The organism is Streptomyces sp. NPDC091376, from assembly GCF_044757085.1.
GTDB lineage: Bacteria > Actinomycetota > Actinomycetes > Streptomycetales > Streptomycetaceae > Streptomyces > Streptomyces pratisoli.
On the sequence record NZ_JBIVUF010000018.1, the window covers coordinates 19,665 to 46,379 of the forward strand.

26 protein-coding genes and 1 pseudogene are annotated in these 26,715 nt (G+C 69.4%); 12 read left to right on the forward strand and 15 right to left on the reverse strand.

The genetic code is table 11. From position 1 onward, the window contains the following. Window positions 1-33 precede the first annotated feature (33 nt). From ACIQMR_RS30825 to ACIQMR_RS30870, 10 genes are all read left to right on the forward strand, one after another. Window positions 34-879 (forward strand): winged helix-turn-helix transcriptional regulator, encoded by an 846-nt coding sequence (locus tag ACIQMR_RS30825; protein WP_401394131.1) that lies wholly within the window; start codon window positions 34-36, stop codon window positions 877-879. Next, the gene (locus ACIQMR_RS30830) at window positions 876-1,394 is read left to right on the forward strand and encodes a regulator (protein ID WP_401394133.1); all 519 of its coding nucleotides are present in this window, start codon (window positions 876-878) and stop codon (window positions 1,392-1,394) included. The genes ACIQMR_RS30825 and ACIQMR_RS30830 overlap by 4 nt, the downstream gene beginning before the upstream one ends. Beyond that, window positions 1,391-2,626 carry an MFS transporter gene (locus ACIQMR_RS30835; protein WP_401394136.1) on the forward strand — a complete coding sequence of 412 codons (1,236 nt, stop codon included), beginning with the start codon at window positions 1,391-1,393 and terminating at the stop codon, window positions 2,624-2,626. The genes ACIQMR_RS30830 and ACIQMR_RS30835 overlap by 4 nt, the downstream gene beginning before the upstream one ends. A 36-nt stretch (window positions 2,627-2,662) precedes the next feature. Further along, a complete protein-coding gene (locus ACIQMR_RS30840; protein ID WP_401394138.1) occupies window positions 2,663-2,965 on the forward strand; it encodes a hypothetical protein in 303 nt (100 codons plus the stop codon). Between the two features lie 48 nt (window positions 2,966-3,013). Next, window positions 3,014-4,237 carry an ATP-grasp domain-containing protein gene (locus tag ACIQMR_RS30845; protein WP_401394140.1) on the forward strand — a complete coding sequence of 408 codons (1,224 nt, stop codon included), beginning with the start codon at window positions 3,014-3,016 and terminating at the stop codon, window positions 4,235-4,237. After that, entirely contained in the window at window positions 4,234-5,106 is an 873-nt protein-coding gene (locus ACIQMR_RS30850) for a DUF317 domain-containing protein (RefSeq protein WP_401394143.1), read from the forward strand. Before ACIQMR_RS30845 ends, ACIQMR_RS30850 begins: the two co-directional genes overlap by 4 nt. A gap of 30 nt (window positions 5,107-5,136) precedes the next feature. Then, window positions 5,137-5,625, forward strand: a complete 489-nt coding sequence (locus ACIQMR_RS30855) for a hypothetical protein (protein WP_401394145.1) — start codon at window positions 5,137-5,139, stop codon at window positions 5,623-5,625. Between the two features lie 96 nt (window positions 5,626-5,721). Then, window positions 5,722-6,768, forward strand: coding sequence for a SpaA isopeptide-forming pilin-related protein (locus tag ACIQMR_RS30860; RefSeq protein ID WP_401394148.1), 1,047 nt, complete (start codon window positions 5,722-5,724; stop codon window positions 6,766-6,768). Between the two features lie 389 nt (window positions 6,769-7,157). Further along, entirely contained in the window at window positions 7,158-8,402 is a 1,245-nt protein-coding gene (locus ACIQMR_RS30865; RefSeq protein ID WP_401394151.1) for a hypothetical protein, read from the forward strand. Between the two features lie 274 nt (window positions 8,403-8,676). Next, window positions 8,677-9,732, forward strand: coding sequence for a reverse transcriptase family protein (locus ACIQMR_RS30870; RefSeq protein WP_401394407.1), 1,056 nt, complete (start codon window positions 8,677-8,679; stop codon window positions 9,730-9,732). A gap of 489 nt (window positions 9,733-10,221) precedes the next feature. On the opposite strand, the gene ACIQMR_RS30875 is transcribed toward ACIQMR_RS30870, so the two are convergent. The 3 genes from ACIQMR_RS30875 to ACIQMR_RS30885 form a co-directional block, all read right to left on the reverse strand. Beyond that, the gene (locus ACIQMR_RS30875; RefSeq protein WP_401394154.1) at window positions 10,222-10,977 is read right to left on the reverse strand and encodes a hypothetical protein; all 756 of its coding nucleotides are present in this window, start codon (window positions 10,975-10,977) and stop codon (window positions 10,222-10,224) included. 349 nt (window positions 10,978-11,326) lie between these two features. Continuing rightward, window positions 11,327-12,862 (reverse strand): gamma-glutamyltransferase, encoded by a 1,536-nt coding sequence (locus tag ACIQMR_RS30880; protein ID WP_401394157.1) that lies wholly within the window; start codon window positions 12,860-12,862, stop codon window positions 11,327-11,329. Window positions 12,863-13,013: 151 nt separating this feature from the next. Continuing rightward, window positions 13,014-14,327, reverse strand: coding sequence for a hypothetical protein (locus ACIQMR_RS30885; protein ID WP_401394159.1), 1,314 nt, complete (start codon window positions 14,325-14,327; stop codon window positions 13,014-13,016). 441 nt (window positions 14,328-14,768) lie between these two features. On the opposite strand from ACIQMR_RS30885, the gene ACIQMR_RS30890 reads away from it, so the two are divergent. Beyond that, complete coding sequence (locus tag ACIQMR_RS30890) at window positions 14,769-15,242, forward strand: hypothetical protein (protein WP_401394162.1); 474 nt, start codon at window positions 14,769-14,771, stop codon at window positions 15,240-15,242. A 56-nt stretch (window positions 15,243-15,298) separates the two neighbouring features. Here ACIQMR_RS30890 and ACIQMR_RS30895 read toward each other — a convergent pair whose 3' ends face one another. The 6 genes and pseudogenes from ACIQMR_RS30895 to ACIQMR_RS30920 form a co-directional block, all read right to left on the reverse strand. Then, window positions 15,299-15,928: a proteophosphoglycan 5 gene (locus tag ACIQMR_RS30895; protein ID WP_401394165.1), complete on the reverse strand. Its 630-nt coding sequence runs from the start codon at window positions 15,926-15,928 to the stop codon at window positions 15,299-15,301. A gap of 665 nt (window positions 15,929-16,593) precedes the next feature. Further along, on the reverse strand, window positions 16,594-17,463 hold the full coding sequence (locus ACIQMR_RS30900) for a hypothetical protein (RefSeq protein WP_401394167.1): 870 nt from the start codon (window positions 17,461-17,463) through the stop codon (window positions 16,594-16,596). Continuing rightward, window positions 17,435-17,647, reverse strand: a complete 213-nt coding sequence (locus ACIQMR_RS30905) for a hypothetical protein (RefSeq protein WP_401394170.1) — start codon at window positions 17,645-17,647, stop codon at window positions 17,435-17,437. Before ACIQMR_RS30905 ends, ACIQMR_RS30900 begins: the two co-directional genes overlap by 29 nt. Next, window positions 17,644-18,819, reverse strand: a pseudogene (locus tag ACIQMR_RS30910) (IS30 family transposase). Before ACIQMR_RS30910 ends, ACIQMR_RS30905 begins: the two are co-directional and overlap by 4 nt. Window positions 18,820-18,978: 159 nt before the next feature. Continuing rightward, window positions 18,979-19,680, reverse strand: coding sequence for a hypothetical protein (locus ACIQMR_RS30915; protein ID WP_401394173.1), 702 nt, complete (start codon window positions 19,678-19,680; stop codon window positions 18,979-18,981). A 79-nt stretch (window positions 19,681-19,759) separates the two neighbouring features. After that, window positions 19,760-20,203 (reverse strand): hypothetical protein, encoded by a 444-nt coding sequence (locus ACIQMR_RS30920; protein WP_401394176.1) that lies wholly within the window; start codon window positions 20,201-20,203, stop codon window positions 19,760-19,762. Window positions 20,204-20,456: 253 nt separating this feature from the next. On the opposite strand from ACIQMR_RS30920, the gene ACIQMR_RS30925 reads away from it, so the two are divergent. Further along, a complete protein-coding gene (locus tag ACIQMR_RS30925; RefSeq protein ID WP_401394178.1) occupies window positions 20,457-21,134 on the forward strand; it encodes a hypothetical protein in 678 nt (225 codons plus the stop codon). A 416-nt stretch (window positions 21,135-21,550) separates the two neighbouring features. On the opposite strand, the gene ACIQMR_RS30930 is transcribed toward ACIQMR_RS30925, so the two are convergent. The 6 genes from ACIQMR_RS30930 to ACIQMR_RS30955 all read right to left on the reverse strand — a co-directional run bounded on the left by ACIQMR_RS30930 (window position 21,551) and on the right by ACIQMR_RS30955 (window position 26,595). Further along, window positions 21,551-23,263, reverse strand: coding sequence for a relaxase/mobilization nuclease domain-containing protein (locus ACIQMR_RS30930; protein ID WP_401394181.1), 1,713 nt, complete (start codon window positions 23,261-23,263; stop codon window positions 21,551-21,553). Then, the gene (locus tag ACIQMR_RS30935; RefSeq protein WP_401394184.1) at window positions 23,260-23,886 is read right to left on the reverse strand and encodes a plasmid mobilization protein; all 627 of its coding nucleotides are present in this window, start codon (window positions 23,884-23,886) and stop codon (window positions 23,260-23,262) included. The genes ACIQMR_RS30930 and ACIQMR_RS30935 overlap by 4 nt, the downstream gene beginning before the upstream one ends. A 5-nt stretch (window positions 23,887-23,891) precedes the next feature. Then, on the reverse strand, window positions 23,892-24,119 hold the full coding sequence (locus tag ACIQMR_RS30940) for a hypothetical protein (protein WP_401394187.1): 228 nt from the start codon (window positions 24,117-24,119) through the stop codon (window positions 23,892-23,894). An 87-nt stretch (window positions 24,120-24,206) separates the two neighbouring features. After that, window positions 24,207-24,398, reverse strand: a complete 192-nt coding sequence (locus tag ACIQMR_RS30945) for a hypothetical protein (RefSeq protein ID WP_401394189.1) — start codon at window positions 24,396-24,398, stop codon at window positions 24,207-24,209. Further along, window positions 24,395-25,951, reverse strand: a complete 1,557-nt coding sequence (locus ACIQMR_RS30950; RefSeq protein WP_401394192.1) for a hypothetical protein — start codon at window positions 25,949-25,951, stop codon at window positions 24,395-24,397. The genes ACIQMR_RS30945 and ACIQMR_RS30950 overlap by 4 nt, the downstream gene beginning before the upstream one ends. Beyond that, window positions 25,948-26,595 carry a WhiB family transcriptional regulator gene (locus ACIQMR_RS30955; RefSeq protein WP_356047145.1) on the reverse strand — a complete coding sequence of 216 codons (648 nt, stop codon included), beginning with the start codon at window positions 26,593-26,595 and terminating at the stop codon, window positions 25,948-25,950. The genes ACIQMR_RS30950 and ACIQMR_RS30955 overlap by 4 nt, the downstream gene beginning before the upstream one ends. Window positions 26,596-26,715: the final 120 nt, after the last annotated feature.

Consider the following 26,715-nt stretch of genomic DNA (forward strand, 5'->3'; position numbering starts at 1 on the left):
GCATCCCTCTTCACTCACCCAGGAGTTCCTCCCTTGGCCATCACCGGTCTGCCCCCTGACACCGACGCTGACATCGCGCGGGTCAGCGAGGCGCTCGCCATGATCACTCCGCGATGGAACGTACGGATCCTGCTGGCTCTCTCCGGGCCGCCGCTGCGGTACAGCGAGATCGCGGATCGGCTGTCGTGGCTGCAGAACGGCCAGCTCCACCCCAAGCTGCGGGCCCTGTGCGATGCCGGCCTTGTCCAGCGCACCGAACACACCTCGCGGCATGTCACCTACGGACACACCGACCGCGGCGCAGCCCTTCTGCGGGTGCTGCCGGTGATCGTCACCTGGGCCGAGGAGCACCTGGAGAAGGCGGACCGCCCGCTTCCCGCGATCGAGCAGATCGAGGACAGCCTCACCCTGCTCACCCGGCGGCACGCCGCCGCCATCCTGTGGGTACTGAAGTCCCGCGCAGAGGTCAGCGGCCGGGCCCTGGCCAGGATCGTCATGCCCAGCAGCGACTGGACCAACATCTACCCCCCGCTGCGGCAGCTCGTGGCCGACGGTCTGGTCGACACCGCGGGCATAGGTCAGCCCTACCGCCTGTCTGTGGCGGGCGACGGCCTGGGGCCCGTCTTCGGCGCCCTTTCCGCGTGGTCCGCCGGGCACCCCCTCACCCATGCTGCCCAGCACCCCGTCTGGGGGCACCCGGGGGCCGTACCCGCGCCGAAGCCGTGGGTCAGCAACCACGCCCTGCCGGCTCCCACAGCCTCCTCGGCTGGCCGGGCCGGAGGGGCCACTCGCCCGACGTGGCAGAACCGCGACCTGTTCTCGCACACCGCGACGGCCCGCCCGAAGGCGGCGCTCCCGGCGGGAGGTCCGCGCCGATGACCGCCTCCTTCACTCCGGCCGAACTGCGCAACGCACTCGCCCTGCTGTCCTCGCCGGGCCTGATCCGGCTGATCACCGAGATCGACGACAACGGGCCGATCCCGCCGAGAAGGCTCGCCGGCACCCTCCCCGACCTCTCTGCGCACCACCTTCGCCGGACCACCCACGTTGCCCGCGTGCACGGTCTCGTCCGGGTCGCACCCGGCGTCGGCCTTGCCCTCACCGAGGCCGGCTCGGAGCTGGCCGACTTCTACGACGCCACCGCACGCTGGGCCCGACGCCACGCCTACCCCACCCGCGTCTGCGACTTCACCACCCGCCTCCAGCACTCCCTCAGCCTCCTGGCCCCCGCGCTCCTCGCCGACCGCGCCGATGGCTCCCCGCGACCAGCGAGCGAGGACACGCCCAGCCCCGAGGCCGAAACGGATCTCGACCACCCCCGCGCTCTGCTGGTCCAGTGGCTGAACGCCAACCCGCAGGTCACCGTGCTCCTTGACCCAGAGCCGGTCGCGTGAGCGGAGGCGTCACCCCCCGGCACGCCCTCCACACCGGGGGACTGCTGCGCAGCATCTACCTGCCGCGCACGGTGGACGCCCTCGCGTTCGCCATGTCCACCTACGGCATCCCGCTCCTGGTGCTGGTCACCACGCGCTCCGCGGCGTTGACCGGCCTGGCGTTCGCCCTGGAGTGGGTGCCCAGGTTGGCAGCGTTCGGGTGGGCTGGCGGGATTGTTGACCGGCGCGGGGCATCGGTCGTCTTCTTCCTCGCCTCCCTCGGCCGCGCGCTGGTCGTAGCCGTCGGCGCGATCCTCCTCTACCTCCACCCGTCCGGCGCCGTGGCGAGCGTGACGGTGATGGCACTCGCGGCCACCACAGGCGTGCTCACCGAGTTCAGTTACATCGCGGCCGAGACCGCGGGCGCAGCCGCCGGCCGTCGAGCCGGTGGGCGGGCCCACCGTGTCCAGGCCGTGCTGCTCGGGATCGACCAGACCGCCACCCTGGCCGGCCCGGCATTGGCAGGTCTGCTGCTGCTCGCCGGACCTTGGCAGATGCTCGCGGTGATCACGGTGTTCTCGCTGCTCGCCGCGCTGCTCGCCCTGCGCACACCGCCGTCGCCGGTCGCCCCGGCCCGCTCAGCGAAGGGCAACACGAGTGCGGGGCTGATCACCGGGTGGCGGACCATCCGGTCTCTGCCCGCGCTCGGCTGGCTCGTGACTGGCCTGACCCTGTCCAACCTCGCCATCGGCTTCCTCCAGGCTGCCGGTCCGGTGATCGTCGTCAACCACTACGGGCAGTCGGCCCCGGCTGTCGGCCTGGTCTGGTCTGCCGCTGCAGGAGCGACGCTCCTCAGCGTCACGCTCTGCCGGTTCGCGATCGACCGCCTGGGCCTGTGGCCGGTCGGCGCCGCCTGCGCCGCCATCGCCTCGCTCGCCACCCTCGCCGCTGCACAGGCCCCCGACTACGTGTCCTACCTGGTCCTGGTCGCGGTCCTGATGGCCGCAGAGGGCGGCATGACGGTCGTCCTGCGCACCCTGCGCTCCCGCCTGATCCCGCCGGAGAAGTTCGGCAGCACCTTGTCCGCGACCATCCTCATCCTCCTGCTGCCCTTCCCCGTCGCCGGCGTGCTCACCGCGCTCACCCCGCCCGACGCGCTCGGCCACGTCATCACCGCGTGCGCCGTCCTGCAGGCCCTCGGACTGATCCCGGCCTTCCTCCGCCTGCGCACCGATCCCGCCATGCGCACCTGACCCCCTGCGCTTCCCCAGCCTGTGGAGAACTTCCCCATGCCCGCTGCCTGCTCCAGGGCGAACCGTACGAGCGGTCGCACCATCACCGAGCAGTTCCACGCCTTCGACGCACAGAACCCGCACGTCTACAGCGCGCTCGAGCGCATGGCCGCCCGTCGCCTTGCCGCCGGCGCCACGCGCATCAGCCTCAAGGACCTCTTCGAGGACCTGCGCCGACAACTCCCGTACGGCGTCCCCGGGCTGAACAACAACTACACCGCCCTCTACGCCAGGCAGCTGATCGCCGCGCATCCCCATTGGGCCAGCGCGTTCGAGCTACGCCGCCGCCGTGCCGACTGACACCCCTCTTCCCTCGTCCCGCCGTCCAACGATCCGGAGAACTCCTTCTTGTCCGCTCGCCCCCTCGTGCTCGTCGTCTCTCCCGGCGATGAGACCTATCGCGGCTACTGCCTGGAGCAGGTGGCCGCCGCGTACGACGTCGTCCTGCTGACCGGCACCGAGCCGTCATGGGAGAAGCCGTACATCGTCGACCACGCCGTCGTCGACCTCCACGACGACGCCGCACTGCTCTCCGCGGGCCGGGCTCTGGCGGCACGCCACGAACTCTCCGGTGTCATCACCTGGGAGGAGTGGCACCTCGTCTCCACGGCCCGCCTTGCCCGCGCGCTCGGTCTGCCCGTGAACTCCGTCGAGGTGATGCGGGCCTGCCGCAACAAGGCCACCGCCCGTACGCTTTTCGCCCGTCACGGGGTCCCGTCGGCCGCCTCGAAGAAGGCCCGCACCTTGCTGGAGGCAGGACGGGCGACGACGACCATCGGCCTCCCCGCCGTCATCAAGCCCGCCGCATCCGCCGGCAGCATCGGCGTGATCCGCATCGACCGCCCCGAAGAACTGCGCGCCGCATTTGAGTTCGCCTCCGCCGGAGCCAGCCAGAGCCGCGAGGACACCGGTGTCGAGGAGTACCTCGACGGCCCGGAAGTCTCCGTCGAATGCGTCACCCACCGCGGGCAGACGACCGCCGTCGCCGTGACCCGCAAGAGCCTCGGGCCCGCCCCGTACTTCTACGAGACCGGACACACCGTCGATGCCACCGACCCGCTCCTCGCACAGGTCGCCCCCGTCGTGGCGGCGGCGGTCAAGGCCGTGGGGGTCACCGACGGCGTGCAGCACGTCGAGATGCGCCTCGTGGATGGCCGGCCCCGGCTGATTGAGGTCAACGCACGTATCGGCGGCGACATGATCGGCCATCTCGTCCGCCTCGCCACCGGCATCGACCTGCCGAAGGCCGCCGCCGACCTCGCCTGCGGTCGAGCCCCGGACCTCATCCCTACCCGCCGCCAGGCCGCAGGCATCCGCATGCTTTACCCGGCCGCCTCCGGCACGCTCACGCAGCGGCAGGTCAACCAGCCATTCGCCGCCCACAACCCGTGGCTGCGGCAGGTGCAGTGGATGCGACAGGTCGGCGACCTGCTCCTCCTTCCGCCCGAGGGTGACCTGTTCACCGCCCGGGCCGGGTTCTACATCGTCACCGGCCGCGACACCGCCGAGGTCAACGAACGCCTCGACACGGCCGCCGAAGAGATCACCGTGACGACGCGGGCGGAACGATGAGCCACCAGCCCGACCCGCGCCACGACATCGATGGAGACGTCTACGTCTCCCCGCGCTACCTCGCCTCCACCACCGGGATCGGCGACCCCGCCCTCGCCCCGCTCCTCGAACTCGGCTGGGAACTCCAGCGCGACGAGGACGGCAACGTGTATGTGAGCGCCCCCGACCGGCGCGTACGCCTGGGCTACCTTCCCGAAGGCGAGGACGACGGGCTCTGGCGGATCAACGCCTACCGTGACCCGTTCGGCACGCCGACGTGGGGTGTTTGTTTCAACGACCGCTTCCCCACCGAGTTCGTGGCCGCCTTCACCACCGCTCTCGCCACGGCGTACGAACAGGGGCCGGCCGCCTACCTCACCAGGCCGGTCGCCGGGAGCGACGATCACGATCCCTTCCTCGCCGTCGTGCCCCTCCTGAAGCAGCGCTGGGAGATCGACCGTCCGCGCTGGGGCGTCTTCGCGGTCCAGTCCCCGGACGGGCTCGCCGGTCTGGAGTTCACCACCGGCGACCTCGATCCGGAAGCCGAGCTGACCACGCGCGACGCCCGCTGGCAGCTGTGGGCCGGCAAGTCCATCGACCGCCCCGTCTGGTACGCGACGGCCAGCACCGATACCCCCGTCGCCCTGCTCACCGCCGTAACGCAGTGCGTCTCCGACCAGGCCCCGCTGCCCCGTTGGCGTCAGGACACGCTCAGCTACATCAAGGGCATGGCCCAGCTCGCCCCCATCCTCCCTCCCGAGCCACCGGCCCCCACCCCACTGGACGTCCAACGGGCTACCGCATCACGCCGCCCGGCCGCGCTCCCCGCTCCCAGCGTCCCGCGCTGGAGCACCACCAGCCGCCCGGCCCTGCCCGGCCCACGCCGATAACAACCGCTCGACCTCGACCGGAGCCCCTTCTTGTCCCTGCAGGCCCCCGAGTTCTTCGACGAACTGTGCCTCCCGTTCCACGACAGCACCGTCGTGGGCAACACCTACTACGCAACCCCCACCCCGGGCGCACCGCTGCGGCTGCGGATCACCTTCACCGGAACCATCCACGCGGACACCTACGGCGGCCTGCGCCTGGCGGTCCTCCACGCGGACCGGGGCGAGATCGATGCGGTGGCACTCAGCTTCGAGGACCACGGCACCTTCCACCGTCGCGACGAAGCCCACAACACCCGAAGCGGCACCAAGCAGTACGGCACGTTCGACACGTACCACCGCCCCGGTCAGCCACCGTGGGAGGGTGCCGTCACCACCGGCCTGCGCGATGCGATCGAGCAGTACACCGCCGTCTGGTTCCCCGGCGCGTGGACCGCGTCCGCGCCGAGCCGCGCTGCGGGCAGGACCGCCCATAAGGCTCCCGCCCTGCCAACCTCCCGCAGTGGTGGCCGCGCCCGCTGAACCTTAAGTCTGCTCACCCGTCCCGCCGCCCGCGCCTCCGGTCGCTGGCCGGACCCGATGAACTCCCCACCACCTGATCAAGGAGACCCTCTTCCCGTGCATGCTCGTTTCGTCCGTGGCGCCGTCCGATCCGCTGCCGTCGCCGCCGCAGTGACCGGCACCCTCACCTGGGCGCCGGCCGCGACCGCCCAGTCGTCCGAGCCGACGCCCTCAGCCTCCGCTGCTCCCGCCGACACACCGGCCCCGGATGCGGGCAGCATTGCGATCACCAAGAAGGACGCGGCCGGGGACGTCCTCCCCGGCGCCGAGTTCCTCCTGCTCGACTCCACCGGCAAGGAGGCTGGACGCGGGAAGACCGACGCACAGGGCAAGCTGACCTTCCCCGACCTCGCTCCCGGTGTGTATCGGTTGAAGGAAACGTCCTCCGGCAGTCCGCTCCACGAGGTCGTCGCCGACCAGGACGTCATCGTCACCCCCGGCGCGACCACACCGCTGACGATCACCGACCCGTTCAAGGCCGCCAAGGTCCTCCTCCAGGCCAAGGACGACAAGACCGGAAAGCTGCTGCCCGGATCCACCGTGAACATCGGAACGGGCAGCGAGACCCTGCTCACCCTCACCACCGGGTCGCAGGGCACAGCCACCGGCGAGCTGCCCGTGACCAGCCGGAAGACCGAATTCTGGGTCAAGCAGATCGAAGCCCCCGCCGGCTACGACCTCTACAAGCCGTCGAAGACGTTCACCGCAGGCCCCGGCGCGCCGGTCACCGTGACCGTCACCAACGCCAAGACCGCCACCACTCCGAAGCCTGACCCGTCAGATAAGCCGACGCACGAGCCCACCGGCACCCCGTCCACACCTGCGGACAAGCCGAGCGGCAGCGGGACCGGCGGGACAAAGCCTTCCTCGACGGGCACCAGCACGCCGACCGCCGTCTCCTCGCCCACCGCAGCGGCCGGGCCGAACGACAACACGACGCCGAAGCCTCCGGCCGGCTCCCTCGCCCACACCGGCGCCGACGCCACCCCGTGGACTGCCGGCGGCGCGGGTCTCCTTGTCGCCGCAGGCGCCGTCGCCCTCGTCGTCACCCGCCGTCGTACGCCGGCCGAGCCCGAGCCGGACGACAACCGCGAGACCAAATAACCGAAGACCCCACCATCAGCAGGCCCCCGGGACGCCGCCCCGGGGGCCTGCTCACGTCTACCGACGCCGGCCCACCCGGTCCACCTCCCCCCAAGACCGCCACACCGCCCAGCGGAGCCCCTACAGTCGGCCGAAGCCTGCCCACTGCGGATGAGCTGGGGAAACGAGCGTGCCGCCGACGATCGCTTCGGTGGTGTCGCGGCGGCGGACACCCTCGATGGGCGTCAGCTGACGGCCTGAGACTCAGCGGACTTGCGTGAACTGCGAAACGCTAACTTTCCGGTCTTGGGGCAAGTCCCATGGGCCCAGAACTACGCCCACACAGGCTTGGGCAGTCGCTACGGTGGGGTACGCCAGCTCAGATGCGGAATCCGGTACAAGGGGGCGCGGTGCACATGCGTGCCGTGAGGGTGCCAGCGAGGCCAAGCGAAACCCATCAGGGGATCGAGTGGCTGACCAACTTCGGCCCCAGGGACACTGAGACGGCTCAGCAGTTGCTCGACAGCCTGCATATCGTGTCGGAGACGACGTTCAGGCAGGGGCTACGGGAACATCTGGGGTCAGTCCTAGCTGGTGAAGCCAGCATGGAGAGACCGGCGGCGCTGTATGGCGTCCGCTCCTGCAAGCCGACGGACACGATGTTCATCAACAACGTGTCACCACAGGTTTCCGGTGGCGATGGCGGCGGTAGCGAGTTGATCGTCCAGAACATCATCCGCGATGTGCAGCGGAGCCTGGACACCTCCGTTGTGACGCGCAACGCCATGACGATTGATCTTCTTCGGGCGCGTCGTGCACGGAGCCTAGTGTTCGTTTCCGACTACGCCGGCTCCGGCGAGGAGTCTCTGGCGTACGCGCGGGCCTGGCTGCGTAATGCGACGGTCCGCAGCTGGCGCTCCCTGAAGTTGGTCCGGCTGCACTTGGTCCTCTTCGCCGCAACAACCACCGGACTGCGGCGCATCCGTGCCAGTGGGCTGTTCGACGGGGTGTCGGTGCTGCACCGCGGGATGGACCTTCCCTCGGCTCAGTGGCATACGGACGAGCTCTGGAGGATCAGGAAGCTGTGCGAAGACTACGCACGGCGGCCCGAAGACAGTGCAGGCTGGTCGGGCAGCGAGGGGCTGCTCGTGTTCGAGCACACCGTCCCGAACAATCTGCCATCCATCCTGCGCCAATCCAGGGGCCGGACTCGGCGTCCCGACGGGAAGTGGGCACCGTTCTTCGAGCACCGCACTGCGCCGCCGGGGCTCATGCGTGACCTCGTCGGATACCGGCCAGAGCGCAACGCAGAACTCGGGCTGCGTGGCATGGGGCGAGTCCAGCCGACAGGATCGGGCAAGCTACACGTGCGCTATCGCGGCGGCATCAGGGACCTTGTTGAGGTCCTTGGCCACATCGCGAAAGGCCATAGGCACCCCGAACAACTGGCGACCGATGTTTCGGTCTCGGTTCCGATGGCCAGAAACCTCGTCTTCCAGGCCCAGAAGCTGGGTTTGGTGGACTCTCAAACGCGGCTTACCGACGCAGGGTGGAAGGAGCTGCGGGCAGCCAAAGCGAAGCCCCGGGTCGTCGTAAGCCGCTTGCAGGGCAGTCAGGAGCCTTACTACCCTGGCGCCTTGCGGGAGAGTTGGTAACGGCCTAGCGCAATCGGCGAGGTCATCGTCGAGTCAACGATCTGCATCGGTAGGTCAGGCTGCGGTCGTGAGCCGCACGCTGTGGACAAGCTGTCGAACGCCTGGATGGTGCGAGGCGCACGTGCTCCTACGGGGGTCTGGCGCGCGACTCGCACCAGCCCGCCGGGGCGGGATACACCGAAGGTAGGCCACCATCGACTCTCCCGCACACTACCGGAGCCTCGGCCGCAGGAATGGCATCACTTCCTCAGTCATCGACGAGGCTTTGGTGCAGATGCAACGAGTCCGAAGTCAAGGACTCACACCTGTACTGACGCTGGGGCACCTGGCCCACCAGACAGGCGCGCCATACCTCTACCTACGGAAGATTGTCCAGCGGCGACAGGACCCATACACCGAGTTCTCCCGCCCCAAGCGTGAGCCCGGCAAATCTCGCACAATCGCTTCCCCTGCGCCCGTCTTGATGGACGTACAACGCTGGCTCCTGGGCAACGTATTCAGCCGGATACCGACGCACGGTTCGAGCTACGCCTACCAGCGGGGACGCTCTGCCGTGCAGTGCGCGCAGCTTCACCTTGGTGCCTCGTGGTTGCTGAAGTTCGATCTGCATGACTTCTTCCACTCCGTCGACGAGCGTGCAGTTCAATCGATCCTGCGGGCGGTCGGCTACAACCGTCTCGTCTCCTTCGAAATCGCCCGCGTCTGTACCCGCCTTCCGGGAGGAATTACCTTGCCGCACTTCAGGAGTGCGTACCAGGCCATCCCCACCTACAGAGCGCCGGTCCTGGGCTACCTCCCACAGGGAGGCCCCGCGAGTGGCGCCCTTGCCAATTTGGCCGCCCGCCCACTGGACGAGGCTCTCTCATCCGTCGCCGACCGGTACCGCATGACGTACACACGCTATGCGGACGACATGACCTTCTCTACTCTGAGGAACCTCGACCGCTCCACGCTCACACGCTGCGTCTCCGAGGTCTCGGCAACGGTGCCCGACGCCCGGTTCCGGCTACACAGGAAGAAGACCCGCGTTGTTCCGCCAGGTGCCCGCAAGATCGTCTTGGGCCTCCTCGTGGACGGCGAGAGACTGCGATTGCCGCGGCACACGAGAAGGGGACTCGAAGATCACGTCCGCGGTGTCGCCAAGTTCGGGCTTGGGGCCCACGTCGAGCACGCTGGCTACAGCTCCCTGCAAGGGTTCGTCAACCACATCGACGGGCTGCTTGCGTACGGGCATGGTGTGGACCCTGCGTGGTCGAAGCCACTGGCTGCCCAGTGGGAGCACCTGATGAACGCTGCGGGTCTTACGGCCCAGGAACGCCGCCTCTGGTGAGCAGAAGTCGGCCTTCCCCGTCGTGCAGGCCATCTGCACGCCTCATGAGCGGGGGTGCTGCGAGGATTTCTCGACGAGACGAACTGCGATCCATCAACCTTCAGTGAGGTTCGCTCATGGTTGGTGCGACAGGACAGGGATCGGCTGTGACTCGTGATGTGTGAGTGCTTCTCAGCGAAGGTTGGAAACGGCGCGGACCGGCCTGCGAAGTAGGAGATCCACCACGCTCGAGCCAGCGGTCGACCCAGGCGGGCACGGAGAGGGCAAGCTGCTGCTGGGCGGCGTGGATCGCAGGGCGGTGCTCCTGGATCCATTTCAAGCGGTCGCCGCGGCGCCGGATGGCGCGAACCTCCAGCACTCCGGGCCGCTCGGCTAGGCCGGCGGCGACGGCGGTGCACTGGTCGCTGTAGCCGGGCGGCAGATGGCAGGCGCAGTGTTCGTCCACGGACGCGAGGGGCAGGCCCCAGCCGGGTGCCGCGAGCAGCGCCATCAGACGCCGGTGGCTGGGGCGCCGGAGCCTTCCGCGAACGTGGGGTCGATGATCCAGCGTTCGCCACCGCCGCGTTCGTGGTGGCCGAGCCAGCCGGTCACGGCCAGCGGTGCCCCGAGGGTGCGGATCAGGCCGACCCGGCGCAGCAGCCCGCTGGTCAGCCAGGCCGATGCCGCGGTGCCGCGGCGGCTCGGCCGCCGGTAGAGACGCTCGGCCGGGTGCCACCGGGCCGGCAGGTCGCGGTGGCACGGCGTCATGCCGTAGGCGCCCATCTGCTGGTCCTGGACGTCGACCGCGCGCAGCCACTCGTCGGGGTCCAGACCCAGCAGGGTGACGGAGGCGGACGTGTCCAGCACGCGGAGCATCACCTGCCCGCGCTCGACGGGGGTACGTGCCCCGGGCACCCCCTTGATATCGCCGTACTCGTCGGCGCGTGGCAGCAGCGCCTCGGCCAGGTCCAGGGCCTGGGTCTCGTCCGGGTCGCGCCGCTCGACCGGGTTGGCCTCGAATCGGATCAGGAGGCGGTCGGAGCGCGGGTCCACGTATTCGATACCCCAGGGGTGCAGAGTGGTGATCCGACGCCATGCCAGTGCGGCCATGACCCGGGCCTCCAGCAGCAGTTGGTCGACGTCAGGCCGCGGGATCAGCAAGGATCCAGGCGCTGCGGCCTCGACCCGGCGCAGGGCGGACTGCCAGGGCAACTCGGTGTACAGACGCAGCGGTTCGGCGCGACGTTCGACGGCGGTTGTCTTCATGACTCGGAGTCCCTCAACACCGCGGAGCCGTCCCGACACAAGCGCGCGGCGGAGAGCCACGAGGAACATGCGGACCGTGCAGCGGTGCCGGCCGAGTTGGCTTCTCCACGGCGTGCTCGATGTCGGCTCGAGCACAGGGCAGCGACCCCGCCGGGCCCACCGTTCTGGATTTGACCACAGTGACGGGGCAGGCCCCCCGGTCGCCGGGGTGACGCGCCGCCGCGTCACCCGAACGTTCGCAGGCGGGTTGATCGAAACATCGAGGGGATCCTGTCTGCAGGCGGAACGCGCGGCCACCTCTGGTGCTCAAAGTGGCCAACTGGGCGCGGCTCAGTCACATCGCCACGGGCTAGGCGTGGATCGGGGGCAGGCCGTAGCGGCTGACGGCCAGGTACGTCTCCGGGGTAGCCGCTTCGAGAAGACTCTCGTCGCCCTCCAGGTCGAGCTCCGGCTCCTGAGGACGGCGCAGCAGGTCGCTCCAGTTGCTCGTCGCACCCCGCTCGTAGGCGTCACGGAGAAGGGGGCGCAGCCGGGGACGGGCTTCCTCCTGCTGCTCGCGGAAGATCCGCCGCTGGGTGAGTCGCTGTTCTTCCTGAGCATCCTCGCTGAGCCCCTGGTCGACGGCCAGCAGGTCCTCGGCGCGCAGCCCCGGGGTGCGCCGGGCGATGGCGAGATCTTCCTCGTGGAGGCGCTCGCAGGCGGCGAACAGCTTCCGGGACATGCCGAGGTGGACTTCGGTTCCGGAGATTCGACAGGTGAGGAAGTCGTCGAGCCCCATGGTGCGGATGCCGACGCGCAGGGTGTGCTGCTCGATGTGGGGCGCTGCTCCGCGGGCGTCGGCCCGCAAGGCGAGGGTAAGGCCGTCGTCCTCCAGGGGGGTGGTCAGCCCGGAGCGCCGGTGACGGGAAGCGCGGTCGGCCGGCACCGGTACCGTGCGCAGATGAGAGGCGGGAGCCGAGCGCAGCGCCAGGTAGGCGAGCATCTGGGCTCGGGCCGCGCCGATGAGCGCGTCGTCGCTGTCGCCGAGGTGGTCTTCGAGGTTGCCCGGGCTCGCCGCTGCCTCGTCGTCGGTGCCGGATCCGTCCGGGTGGAGCGGCGGCTGGCCGGGGTGCAGGTCGTGGTCGATGGTGAGGAAGAGGTCGTCTCCGGGCCGCACGGACGCTCCGACCAGGACGGTGCGGTGCGCGTACGAGCCGAGTATCTTGCTGCCAGCCTCCAGTTGTGCCCACCCCTTGCGGAGCGTGCCGACGCCGACGTTGCCGCCCTTGGCCTCGATCAGCCAGTACATCTCCTCCGCCTCGTGCCGTCCCCACAGGTCGGGCAGCTTCTTCTTCGGGTCCTTGAAGGTTTCGCTCAGGGCGGGGATGGGGCCGCCGAGTTCGAGATGTTCGGTCTGCCCGAGGCCCAGCAGCGAACGGCAGGCCCACTCGGCCATCGTCATGCCCAGCCGGTAGGCGGCGGCGTTCTTCGCCGTGCGCTCTGTCCCGTGCGCGTAGACCGGGTTCAGGGTCAGGCGCCGGCCCTTGGCGCCCGGTACGGGGTGCCGCGGCTTAACGGGGTGAGCGCCGAGGTAGGCGTACAGCGGGGAAACCCGGGCGACGAGTTCCCCGTGCGCGTACTGCGGCTGGTTCTGCAGATGCGGGGTGATGTCGCGGCCGACCTCGGTGGCGGCCTTGATGATCTCGCGCCACGTGGTGGTCGGGGCGTACCAGCCGTCCGCTGCTGGGGACCCGTCCGACTCGGTCCACGGCTTGTGCTTGTTGGTCCGCCACTGCCTCTTGGGCTTGTCCGCGGGTCCGTTACGGAACAGGACCGGTATGTCGAAGCTGTCGGCGTAGGTGAGCGGTGGCTCGTCGGGGACGTGTGCGGGGATCATGGGGTTCATGGGGATTACCCTGGCACGGGCCTGGGCCCTCCCGGGGGTCGGGCGGCGGGCTGCCGATCTGCATGGCTCCTGTCGTGATGGCGCAGTCGCGGCCATGTCCGATGGTGACTGATGTTGTTGGCCCGCCACCCGTCTCCTGGTGTTGTGCCGCTCACGGCCGGTCGGGCCAGAAGATCGACAAGGGGAGTCGGATGGAGGGCAGCTGTACCGCCTCGATCGGTCCGAGAACGGCTGCCGCGGCGCGAAGGGCTTCGGTGTAGGAACCGGAGCCAAGGACTTCGGCGGAACAGGCAGGACAGTCTCCGGGGCGTCGGGCGTGACCAGCACCGCTATCCCTGGAGCCTCGGACGTGCGCGAAGGCGTCGTCGGGGAAGTCAGCCCGCACGGCATGCCAGACCCCGACGCGTTCGTCGTCGGGTAGCCCGGCCGCTACCGCCGGCCGCATCGGCGGCAGCAGGCGTTCGTGGTCCTGGACGAGGAACACTCGGTCAGTGAAGTCGACGCTGTCCCCCTCGGGGCGCTCCTGCTCCAGCCACGCCCGGGCCTCCTCTCGGGTGCCCGGTCCCCACAGGTATTCCGTGGGGAACCGTGTGGTCTCGTAGCGGGTGTCGAACTCCGCCCAGTGAGCGTCATTCCAGCGACTGCCCGGGATGAAGGGGATGGCCCGTACCACGACGTGCTGGTACTCGTCACTCTCCTGATCTTCCATGGGGTCGGGCGCGGTGAGCGCGTCGGCGGGCTCCATCCGCGCCCGCCCGGAACCGTTCCAGCTCAGTACGGCGATCTCCCGGTGCAGAGGTGCCGGGTACAGGCGCCCGTCGGGAGTGGCCTGCCCCCACAACTGGTTGATCAGCTCCGCCAGATCCCGCACCGTCCGGGCCGCACCGACGGGGGTATCGACATGGTGGCCGGAGGGATGGGCAACGTAGTTACGAAGCTTGGCCAGCGCGTCTTCGACCGCGCGGCTGCGCCGCCCGCGGAGCAGACCCGCCGTGCGCGCCCACAGGCGGAGCCCGTGCAGCATCCCGTTGAACTCGATGGCGTGGGTGGCGACGACGAGCTTCGCGCGTTGCCGCGTCATCCTATCCGCGCGCTTCTTGACGTCGTCGTACGACGTGACGGTGTAGGAGACGTCCGGGGTTTGGGGGAGACGGAAGGTGATGGTGCCGGCGCACCACTCCATGAAGCGGTCGCGCAACGCCTGTTCATAGATGAGGAGCGCCTGGTCGCCGACCATGGTGTACACGTCGTAGCACAGCACGCCGTAGGCGAAGACGGTGCGCAGCCGCTCGAAGGAATCGCGTGTTCCTGCCGCGACACCCGCCGCCAGGTCGCAGTCGGCGATCTGCCGCTGCTGGAACTCCGCAGCGCTTTCGGGCCTCATACGGCCGCCGAGCCCCCAGGGGTTGAACGCCAGCGACAGATCGTCCGCGGCACGCAACTCCTCAAGCGGCCGGATCTCCATGTACTCCTCCTCATGATGGGAAACGGGCCAGCATGCACCTCCGGGCCCCTGGCTGGCCACCCCTTTCCTTCAGGTGACTTCGTGAGATCGACGTGAAATGGGTGCGGAAGGCAACAGTTCTGTCCGCTGTCATCCAATCCAGGCGTTTGACATCGAACTCAGTCGTTCGGGCGGCCTTGCCAGCGAACCTAGTCGCATGAGGTGAACACGCTGGGGGCTGGGTGGCCGCACAGAGCATCAACGGCGCCCGCTGCTGGACTGCATGCGGTGCCGGCGGGCGCGGCGCACAGCGGCCTTGGTCACCCCGCAGCGCGTACGGGCGTCGTACCCTGCCCATCCCCGAAGAGCCCAAGCATCTCGCTACCGGCAGACAGCGTGCCGACCAGGTGGCGAGATTGATGTACCCGGACGCTGTCAGAGGGACCTGACAGGATCCGGAGCATGGATTACTGGCCTTACCCGCCGACTGAGGCGGACCGTATCAACCCCTTTGACAGCGAGCGCACCGAGACGCAGTACCTACTCTTCGGCGGCCACCGGCCCACATCTGCGTTCACCGATCCCGCCATGTTCAACAACCCTGATCTTCACCAATGGATCCCGATGGGCTACAAGATCCTTCGGATGGCCCAGAAGGTGGCCATCCTCCGGCACGGCGACGTCGTACGTGAGTGGCCGGTGCATCGCCGCGATCCTCGCGTCGACCCGGTGGACCCGCCGGCCGGCGAGACGCTGTACCTGGACAACTGGCGGCGCAGCGTTTGCGGGTATCGGATCCTCACCTCGCCGACCGCGATGACCGCTGCGCAGGACGCCTACGACTACCCAGCCGCCATCGCGCTGGGCCGCGCCGCCTCGCGTGCCGAAGGCCGCGCTCTGGTGGTGTACATGTACGACGCCGAGAACTGGCACTGATAACCGAGGCATTCCGGCGCCCAGCACTCGCCGGCAGGGTCATCACCGAACACGGTTCAGAAGGCCAGGAATCTTCTGGCTGCAGCAGCACCCGCCGCGGGCTCCCAACCAACCGCTCCGACGACCGCGGTCACGTGTGCCTCCGTGACGTCGCCGTCGGCGGCGATGAGCGCTTCGATCGCGGCCGGATTCGGCGCCGACCCGCCGAGTCCCGGCGCCTCCCGGGCGAGCGAGATGATCCTCTCGCGCGTCTTCTCAAGGCTCAGGGCGGGCAGGCCCACGCTGCGAAATCCGTCTTCCGCGCTGTAGTCGGCGCGCTTCCATCCGCCGCCGGCGAAGCCGTACACAAAGCCCACGTACTGCTTCTCAGCCAGCATTCGCTCCACCACCGGCCGCCACCAGTCGGGTGCCTCGGCGAGCACATCGGTTTCGCCCTCGCCGAACTCCTCGGCGGCCGGGCCGTAATAGGTTTCCGAGTATTCGTGGTCGTAACCGATCAGCACCGCACGGCCTGTGCCAAGGTGGTGCACCTCCGCCCAGTTGCCACCGCTGTCGTCGAAGTGCCATACAGGGCCGTCGGCCCAGCACGTTCTACCCCAACCCCTGGCCGCGCAGATCGCCGCGTATGCCGCCCAGCGGCCGCGCAACTGCGCCGGCGCGGGAAGGTCCAACATCACAAGCCCCACAGCCGGTCCACCTCCTTCTTCCTGTCTTGCCCTCGCGTGCACAGCGGCCAGGCTTCACCAGTCATGCCTCAACGACCGCGCTGCGACGGACGTTCTCCATTCAAACCCCCGCCTCTGACAACGGGACTCCGTCCAGGGTGAGCCCACACCCATGCCCACGAGGAGGCAACCCGCGCGCGACAGCACACGGGAGCGGGAGGGTATGGCGAGCCACGTGGCGGGCGCCGGGCTCAACACGTCGCGGGCCACGGCCCCGATGTCGGTAGTGCCGTCAGCCGCTGGCGCATATCGGCGAGGCCCGCACAGGCAGGGACTTCCTCACGCGGTCACGCCTTGCGACAGCCGCGCCTCTGCACCGACCCCGAAAGGGGTCCGAATGTGCAGTCCCGCTACGAGGCGACCGTATTGTCCACAGTCCTCAACGAGTGGCTGTGACCAACACCTTCCCAACCGACCCTATTCACATCGAACGCCTCACCGGCCGCCGCCGCAAAAGTGTCGCCAGCGAATCGATCCGGTTGCCGGTTCATACCATCCAGCTCTGTCTACGCTGGTCAGCCCGCCTAGACCTTCGCCACCGGATGCCAGCAACTCAGAGCAGGACAATCCTGCAAGCGGCTCCTGCAATCGGTGTTCTCGCACCTCAGTCCTGTGCCGATGTCGGCCTACTCGAAAGCAGCTCCATCAGGCGCGTGCGAGCGTAGCCATCCCAAGACCGCAGCGCGACACACCTCTGCAGCCTTTCCGTGAAGCTGGCCCTCCGTGATCCGCGCCGGGGTCGGCGTCACGAAGCCGGTCTCCTCGTCGACTTCCAGAAGGCTGTTGCCGTGCGTCAGCAGGGAGCGGGTCTCGTAGAGCAGTTTGTGGGTGCGCTCATCCTCCGAATCCTCGGTCGGTGGCGCGTACTTGGCCACAAACTCCTGAAACAGCCTGGTCGGGCCCACTCCGATGACTCGATCACATTCGGGACACTTCGGTTGCCCAGGGGGAACGGTCGTGAGCGCCTCCACCGCTTGGACCAACGATTGGAAGCTCGCGGAGTGCGAGCTGGCAAAGACTTTCCCTGCAAGGTGCAACCAGTAGGCAGCACGCAGGAGCTTTCGGCGGTCATCAGGTGTGAGCTGGATGTAGGCGTCGAGGTACGCCGCCATGTCCTCGCGCAGGGTCAGCGTCGCCCCGGCCTCAATCCCGCGCGGAACTGGTCCCAGATTGATGTCCGGAAGACCGTCCTGCTCCGAGAGGGAGTCCGGCCCGTTCAGCATCCCCGGAACGAAGTACCCCTGCTGTGCGTATTCGCTCTGCAGTTCTGGCGTCGGCGCTTCCGGGTTCAGCGTGCTTAAGGTCGGTGTCAGGACCCAGCCCTGCGCCGACTGGTCCGCCAGCCTCAGACCGGGCACCAGCAGGGTCAGGAGAAGCGCCAGCTGACGGGGTTCGCGGCCGGATCGCAGGCTGCTGACCCACGGGTCACTGGCGCCATCGAAGCGGATCTCGCAGATGAGCGGATGGTCAGCCAGCTCGTGGCGGCTGCGGGGCACCGGCTGGCACCTGACGCAGGACGATCCGGTCGCGATACCGCCAGTAGCCCACGACCGGCACATGTGCGTACATCACGAAGCGGGCCACCTTCGGGACCGGCGCCGACACCAGCTTGTCCTCGATCTCCTTTTCGATCTGCGCAACCAGGGCGGATTCCAGAGGTCGTTGCAACACATTGATCAACTGGCTGTTGCCAGGAGCTTGGCGAGGCGCTCGGCTGGGGTTTCCCAGCCGAGCGTTTTGCGTGGGCGGCTGTTGAGTTCTGCCGCGACGGCCGCCAGGTCGTCGGGGGTGTGGGCTGCCAGGTCGGTGCCCTTGGGGAATTACTGCCGCAGCAAGCCGTTCGTGTTCTCGTTCGATCCGCGCTGCCAGGGGCTGGCTGGATCGCAGAAGAAGATGGGAATGTCCGTGGCGACGGTGAACGAGCGGTGGGCGGACATCTCCGAGCCCTGGTCCCAGGTCAGAGACCGCCAGAGGTGGCGCGGGAGGGACTGAACGGTCGTGGCGAGCGCGTCGCGGGTGGCCATGGCGGTGTGACCGGCGGGCAGGTGGACGAGCATCAGGTAGCGGGTGGCGCGTTCGACCAGCGTGCCGATGGCGGACTTGCCGTTCTTGCCGATGATCAAGTCGCCCTCCCAGTGGCCCGGAACGGCCCTGTCGGCGGCCTCGGTGGGCCGCTCACTGATCATGACCATGTTCTTGATCGGACCCGGGAGACGCTTGTAGGCGTGACGGTGCGGGCGTCGCGCAGCCCGGCCGGTCCGCAGCGAGCGGGTCAGTTCCCGGCGGAGTTCTCCACGGCCCTGGACATAGAGAGCCTGGTAGATCGTCTCGTGGACCACGTGCATCTCCGGGCGGTCGGGAAAGGCGGCCCGCAGAGCCTGGCAGATCTGCTCCGGGCTCCACCTCCTTGTGAGGCGATCCTGGATGAAGTCCCGCAGCTCGGAACACTGGCCGATCTTCCCGGCCTTCGGGCGAGCGCGTCTGTTCCGAGCCCGGACGTCGGCCTGGAAGGGCTGATAGAAGAAACCACCCCTGGGCATCGGCCGGCGGTTGCGGCGTATCTCGCGGCTGACGGTCGAAGGGCTGCGGCCCAGTTCGGCCGCGATCTGCCGGACGGACGCCTTCTCACGCAGCCGGTCAGCGATGTGTATGCGTTCGTCCTCGCGCAGGTACCGCGACGTCCGGAGAGCCGACTCCCCCTGATCAACCGCCCCTCCAGGGAGCGGGTAGATCGGGGGGACCGGCTTTCGTCCCCGGTCCGGCGAGTGATGCCCGTTGCGCCATCTCTTGCCGGTCCGCAGGTTGATACCGACGATGCGGGCCGCTTCCCGGGTGCTGTAGCCCTGCTCCATGAGCTGGAAGTATGCGACCCGCTCGGCGACCAACCTGCGGGGCCCCCGCTGTGTCCGGTCCTGACGAATCTCGAAGTCCATCGCACCCCTTGAGCTGGGGTGTTGCAAGGACCACTAGAACCGAAGCGACGGTCGGGGGCAGCAGCATGTCCAGGCCGGTCAGCCGACTCTTTCCGCCTTGGCGAGAGCCTTCTCAAGGTGACGGTCGACGAGGGCCGGGGAGCCCGAGACGATCAGCAACAGACTGCCGTCGCGGATCGCGGTCTGCTTCACCACGGTGCTTCGCCCTCCAGCGGAGAACGTCAGGAGTTGACTCAACTGCTCGTCCCCGAGCTGGTGGGGGGCGGGCAGCTTCTGCGAGGCCATGTCGATCGCAGTGCCGCCCGCGACGACCTGATAGGTGGGGCAGCCGGTCATGGCGTCGAAGATCCGGCCGATGCCGTCGGACAGCTTGTTCGCGCTGTCGCTGTACAGCTCCTCGGTGACCTGCGAGTTGCTGCCTCCGGTGTAGGTGAAGGTGGCCTTCGCCTTGTGCGGGAAGGTGAGCGAGCCGCCGGTTGCCGCATCGCCGCCCAGCTCGCTCAGGGCCGTACAGCCAACAACGGTTACGTCGTCGTGCCGTGACGGACGCTCCGGCTGGCGCAGGTAGCCGCTGCCGAGGTCGCTCTCGTCGAGCAGGCGCGTCTTCAGCGCGGCCGAGGACAGCGGGGCGGCGTCCTGGTCGGCGCCGGCTGACTTTACGACCTGGGCGGAGGAGGCGGCGTCGGGCTTGGCCCCGGCGGTGCCGGTGGAGCAGGCCGGTAGGGCGAGCAGGGTAACGGCGGTGAGGCCGACGGCGGTGGTGGCGACGCGAACGCGCATGACGGAACTGACCCCTTGGTGCTAGGCGACGGGTGGTCAGTGCGGGCCCGCGGGCCCGGTGGGGTTGTAGGGATGGGGGTCACTGGCCGAGGTGGCGCAGGCAGTCTTCGAACGTGGTGTGCGTCGCGTCCGCCGGCCCGGCGCTCCGGTTGTACCAGGCGGTGTCGAGGCGGGTCTCCAGCTGCTGGTGGCCGGCCCGGCAGCGCAGCCAGATCTGGTCGCGGGTGGAGAGGATGAGCCAGTCCCGGTACGCGCCGCACGCGGCGCACGCGACCATCTCGCCGTCGAGAACGATCGGCTGCCTCCAGGGCATCATGCGGCCGTCGAGCTGGTCGTGGCTGGGCACCCGCAGCTCCGGCGGAAGGAAGTCGTCCACCGCTGCGGCCGGCTCACTGCGCTCGGGCTCGGCCGGCGGCCCCCCCAAGCCCGGCGGGGCCTGGTCCTGCAGCCGCGCCGACAGCTCGAAGAATTGGCGCTGCGCCTCGCTGGGCTCCGCCGCCCGGCGGCGTATCCGGTGAAACACCTTGACGTCCTCCTTTGCCTCGCCCTGCTCGCGTCATGATCGTGCCCTAGGAACGGGAGGGCTTCAATTCGCAAAGTCGACAGTCGCACTCCAATCGTGACGCGTTTCCGTGATCCAGGCGGAGACAGAGCAGAGATGGCATAGCCTTCCCGGTATGAGCAACCGACTTCCGGGCGAGCATGGGGCGCAGTCCCCCATGTCTTGGCCGAGGTTGAGGGTGCTCCAACCCGAAGACCTTGACGTTCATGCACCAGTGACGCCGTATATCGAGCGGCAGCATGATTTGGTCCTGGCGACCACCATGATGACCGTCGGGTTCGGCGAACCGAAGATCGACGGACTCCTGTTCGCGGCGGGGGCGCGGCTTCATGACCTTCAGAAGGTCTGGCTCTTCCAGGCCAAGGCTTGGGCCCCCTCCAGCGACCTGGGGGGCGAGGATCTGACGCGTCTGCTTCTCCGCACAGCGGAGGAGACGGCCGGTCTCCCGTGCGTCTCTTCGGGCCTTCTCCACAGACTTGAGCCGACACCGCCCCCCGTCGGCCCCATGTCCGTGATCGATGGGCAGCACAGGCTTTCTGCCCTGAGGACCATCGTTCACCACACCATGGGCTCAGGTAAGTCGGCGACCATCGTGTTCGAGGCAATGGGGCAGCTGTCTCGGCGGCTCGATGAGATCGGCCGTGATGGACGTGCTCCGACGGCGGCGGACTTTGCGCACCTTGCCGATGCCGCCGACGCACTCTCAGCGTTGTTGCTGAGCATCGTGCAGCGTCGCCACGATGGTTACGTCAGGCGCTTTGCGTATCTCGTTGCGGTTCCGCTCACCGAATCTTCACCGTGCGGTGTCCTGCGGCTGGCCGCGCCACGCGTACCGCGCGCTCCCGGGGCGGGCCTGGTTCCCGGCCTGAGTAATTTCGCCCTCGCCGCATAGCTTCGCGCGGGGGCGCCAAGTCCCCCGTGAGGTTGATCGTGACCATGTCTCCGTGGTTCTTCTGGCTGTTCCTGTACCTGCTGCTATTGCCCGTGGCTATTTGGTGGTACGGCATGCGGGCCCGTCGGCTCTGGCGCCGTGTCCGAGCCTGGGTGTCACGCTCGAAGCTCCGGTGCCTGGCCGCTCTGCGACTCCGACTTCGGCGCCTGCTCGCCGAGGAGATTGCTGCCGGAGCAGCAGATGAAGCACCTCGGCCCGCCGAACTGCGCCCCCGTCCCTAACAGGTCCATAACGCGATAGCGCAAGAAGAGGAGACCACCGGGAAAAGCGGTCTCCTCTTCTTGCGACGGGCTACTTCTCCGGCCAGTCTCCGGAAGGCATAGGCGGTTGGGTGGAATGCGGCCCGGACCGACCAGCTATCGGCGCCGGTATCGAACGTGGTCCGATTCGGGGACTGTACCGGCCGACGGTGCCCGGGACGCGGGAGTGGCAAGGGGAGCATCGGCGGGGTCGGCGGGCAGGTCGGCTAGACGCCGCAGCCGCCACACCAGCACGTCGCTGACCGAGTCCGCGGTGTCGAGTTCGCGGCTCTCGACCACATCGGACAAGAGAGCGGCGGGGTCGTGGCCGACAGCTTCGGCGTCCGCGATCGTCGCCGCCAAGGCGTACCAGCCAGGCTCGGCCAGGATCTGCTGGGCCAGACCGGGCAGCGCCTCGCGCAGCACCACTGTCTGGCGCTGGAGCATCGGCCGGTTCAGGCGCCGGCCTCGCTGGTAGAGCACGCCGAGGGGCTGAGCTGCGGCGGTCTGGTAGGCGGCGCGCAGATGTTCGGCGGCCCGGCGGGCGGCGGCGGCCTGCTGCGCGTGGCCTTTCTTCGCGTGCCAGTGCACGGCGGCGGTGATGAGGAAGAACAGCATGTCGATGGCCATCGCGGTGCTCGCGCCGTCCTCGCCGCGGCCGAGGGCCGCGCCGCCGTGGACGAGGTCGCGGGCGGCCTGCCGCAGGGCCCGGTCGTGTCCGCGCACGGCGCGCTCGTGGGAGCGCGAGGCCCGTTCGAAGGCCGTTGCCGCGTCTCGTAGTTCGCGGCGGGTGTGGGCGGCGGATGTATTCGCGAGGGCGTCGAGGACCTCGCCGGCCGCAGCGATGTGGGCGGCGACGATCGCGTCGTCGCCGTTCTCGACGACGAGCACGGCACGCCACGCGGCCGAAGCCGTCCTGCGGCGGGCAGCGGCAGGAGTGACCGGCCCCGTACGGACCCCGTCCTCCTGCCGAGGAGCCGGATTCTCCTGGGCATCGCCGGACCAGCGCTCCCGGATGCGGGGCAGCGAGAGGTCGGGGGCGAGGCGCGCGCCGGGGTAGAACACCGGCTCGCCGTTCTTGTTCCGGTCGTCGGGCAGGGCGACCTTGTATCCGAGGAGGTCCCCGGAGGGCGCCACGCGCTTACGGATCAGGAGGCCGTCACCGGCGAGCCGGTCGAAGAACTCCTCCTCGCTCGTCGCGCCGGCCACCGCGCGCCGTACCGCCTCGCGCAGTTCTTCGCGGGCAGTGCGCTCGCGGCCCTGCCGTTCGGCCTTGTGGCGTTCGGCGCTCGTGGGACGTTGAGCAGCTGTGCCGTCCCCGGGCGCGACCTCGTGGAGTCCGAGTTCCTTTTCGATGAGCCGGGCTTCGGCCTGGGCGCGGGCGCCGGAGCGGTAGTCGTCGGGGCGATGGCCGTCCTCGGTCACGAGGGTGGCGACGATGTGGATGTGGTCGTCCGCGTGCCGTACGGCGGCCCAGCGGCAGCCGGACTGTCCGTCGCCGGGGTCGATGCCGGTGGCGGCGACGATGCGGCGGGCGATGTCGGCCCACTCCTCGTCGGACAGGATCCGGTCGCGCGGGTCGGCGCGGACGGAGGTGTGCCACACGTGCTTGGCCGGTCGGGCGTGCTCGGCGAGGGCCATCACAGGCTGGTCGACGAGCTGCTGGAGGTCCTTGAGGGTGGCGTTCGGATCGCGGCCGGGGTCAGGGGACATGCCGTCGAAGGAGGCCACGAGGTGAGGGTCGGTGTGTTCCTCGTGCTTGCCTGGGCCGTAGAGGTAGGCCAGGAGCCCAATGGTCCGGGAGCCCGAGGAGTTGACGCTGGGGATCATGAGCCGCGGCGCTCGATCAGCCGTGCGGCGGCTTCGTGCGCGGTGTCGGCGGCCCGCCGTACAGCGGCTACGGCCGCCTCGAGCTGGGGAGCGTCCGCACCGGAGTTGAGCGCCTTGACTGCCTGGTTGAGGTTGCTGCCGGCCCAGCCGAGCCGCCGCCGGCTCTCGAATAGGGCTGTGATCACTTCGCGCTCGTCGGCGATCTCGGCGCTGGTGCGGTCGAGGTCGCGGGCGGCGGCGAGCGCGGAACGGGCGAGGAACCCGGCGACGGAGAGGCTGCACCGGGCGGCGGCGGACTTGATCAGAGCGAACTCTTCTTCATTGAAACGTGTGTTGGGCTGGTGCAGACGCTTCTTCTCGGGCGGCTGGCGCGGACGCTGGCGGGCCCGAGCGGCGCGCTCTCGGCGGACGCGGCGATCGGTCTGCTTCTCCTCCTGCCCCGGCTTCGACCCGCCCTCGGTCGAAGCCCGAAGGACCTGCGCCCCCCGGTGCAGGTCCTCTCCCGCCCCCTCGGGGGCGGGTTCGGCGGAAGCTACGCTTCCGCCCCAACTTGCTCGCCCCGAGACTGAGTTGAGGTCAGGAGCAGGTTCCGGGGTGGTGCCGTTCTCGTTCGGGTTCGTCATCGGGTTCAGGGCCTCGTGGAGCGGACGCGGTGCTGGATGGCGGCGGCCAGCTCGACGACGTCGGCCGGTCCCGCGAGGACGTGGACGGGGCTGTCGGGCTCGTGCTGGACGAGCCACTGGCCGTTCGGAGCGAGGGCTGCGGCGTGCAGGAGTCGCCGACGGACCAGGACGTCCGCCCATGCGCCGGCCTCGGTGGTCGTGGGTGTGGACGAGCGGGTGTGACGGGGAATCACGGGGTGCCTCCTAGAGCGGGGCAGTGGCCCGGCACAGAGCCGGGCCACCGTGAGCAGATGGGAGCTTTGACCTGCTGTTTTGCAGGTTCAGCCGCACTCGGGGCAGCGCCCGACGTGGCCGCTGAGCGCCCGCGCCATCCGCGCTTTCGTGGACGCGGCGTGCTTCGCGCTGGACTTCGCCGACGGCCTGCCGGCGTGCCGCTCGGAGTGGGCGCTCAGGAAGCCGATCTCCCGCTCGTACTCCTCACGGATGGTCGCGAATCGGGGGCAGGTCTTCATCGGGCGGCGCTCCTTGTCTTCGTGGTGTCTTCCTCGCTCCGCAGTTGCTGAAGGACGAGGCTCAGTCGTTCGTTCCGGCCACCCTTGAGGCCCTCGCGCCGCAGGATCTCCCGAAGCTGGACCCGGGTGACGGCTTCGTTGCCGTCCCGCGCGAGCAGGTCGGGGACGTGGGGGCGGACCTGCTCGACGAGGTGCTCCACGGATTGCTCCGGCTCGCGCGGCGGACGCTGCGTCTGCGGGCTGCGGGATTGGCCACTGCGCTTGCCCTTGCCCTTGGCCTTAGGGGTTGGCTTCCGCCGGAGGGGCACCCTGTGGCCCCGGTCCCCGGTGGGCTCGGTCCCCGTGTCGGGGGTGCTCGGTCCCCGGTCCCCGGTGGGCTCGGTCCCCGACTCGGCGCCCCTCGGTCCCCGGTGCGCTTCAGGGGCATGAGCAGGCACTTCGACCGCAGTGAGGTCGGTCCCTGCGCAGCCCTCGGGCGCTTCGTCGGGCTCCGGCCTGACGGCCTCGGTCCCCGTCCAGGTCTCCTCGTGACGGTCGTCGGTCCCCGCGTCACGGTCCCCAGCACCGGGGGCCGGTCCCCTTTCCTTGTACGGTCCCCGGTCCCGGATCGGCTCGGCGTCGGAGCGGGGACCGTCGATGGGGACCGGGGTGCTCTGGGTCTTCGGTGCGGGGACCGTGACGGTCATCTTGCTGTCGTGGTGCGGGGACCAGGGGGAGGGCAGGGGGACCGTGGCGAGCGCGAGTGCGTGCCGGCGGGCGGCGAGATGGGCGAGCAGTTCGGCGCGCTGCTCAGGGTCCGTGCCGACCGAGGCCCTGCCTATTGCCTTCGACAGCCGCCGCGTGAGTCGTCGGCCGCGCCAACCCTGTTGCTGCTCGGGGGTGCGTTCGGCGAGGCGGGCGGCGAGGGCGACGGCGCGGGCGGTGGCGCGGTCGCGGGTGATCTGCGCGGCGTCGCGGTCCCGTGCAGCGATGCCGAGGCGGGACAGCAGGCGTTCGCGCGCCTCCCGCCCGAGGGTGGCGATCAGGCCGTGGGATGCGGCCCCCGGGGTGCGCAGGCGCAGTTCTATGCCCATGGCGAGGTGCCAGAGCATCGCCGCCATGATCGGGCCGACGAAGGCGCGGACCGTGCCGCCGACGGGGCCGCTCTCGGCGTAGGCGGGGATCACCTGTACGCCGGTGATGACCCAGACCAGGGTGCCCGGCATCCCGGGCGCCCCCTGGGTGGCCAGGTTCTGCCTGGCCATCAGCGCGGTCGCGAAGAGCCCCAGTTCGGCGGCGGCGAACATACCGATCCGCTCGGCGGTGCCGGCCATGTCGAGGTAGTCGGCGGCGAACCGCCAGCTCGTTTCCGCGCTGTAGGCGGTGCAGCCGAGGGCCGCGACTGCGGCGGCTTTGACCGCCGGGCTGCCGAGACGCTTCCGCGGACGCCTTCCCCGCCGCCGGATCGCCCATCCGGTCAGGGCCAGGACCAGGGTGGAGACGGGGGCGCCGATGACGAGAAGCAGGGACAGGTCCGAGACGGCACCGAGGGACAGAACGGTGGGGTGGGTCATGCTGCCTTTCCGAGAGGGCCGTGCGCGGAGGTCGACGTCGCCGGACGGGACACCGGCTGCTTCGGGCAGGGTTTGGTGGTCGCGGGCCGGCTGTTTGCCGAGGCTGTCTGCTTCCCCTTCTTCTTGTACGGGTTCGGCGGCACGCCGAGGGTCAGGTCGCGGTCGAAGACCTTGTTGGCGACCTGTCGCAGAAGGTCACGGGCGTGCTTGACGCTGATCTGCAGGGCCGCAGCGAGCCGGTCGGGGCGCCAGCCCCGGACGTAGGCGTGGTCGATGACGGCCTGGCGCTCGGCTTCGGTCAGGTGCACGTCGCGGCCGTTGAAGAAGGCGATCACGCGGCTGTAGTCGAGGCGCTGGGGTAGTCCGTCGTGCCAGGGGCGTCGCTCGGCCTCGGTCAGCCCGCCCCAGATGCCCTCCTTCAGGACGTTCTCCAAGGCGAAGTTGAGGCAGTCGCGGCGGACCGGGCACGCGGCGCACAGCTCCTTCGCCTCGGCGATGGCCTCGTGGTCCCGGGGCAGCGGGAAGAAGGTGGCGTCGGCGTCCTCGGGGTTCATGCCATGGCACACACCGCGGGTGTGCCAGCTGGTGTCGCCGATGCCGCGCAGGCCGGTGGCGGGCGCGTCGTGGGTGGTGATGTGGCGCAAGGTGGTCTCCGATGTGCTGCCGCGTCGGCCGGTCGGAGCCGGCAGGGGGAGGACGCGGCGTCGGTGCTGGCTGCGGCGCCGGGCGGGCGCCCAGCCGGAGCTGGACGGTGGCGTTGGGGT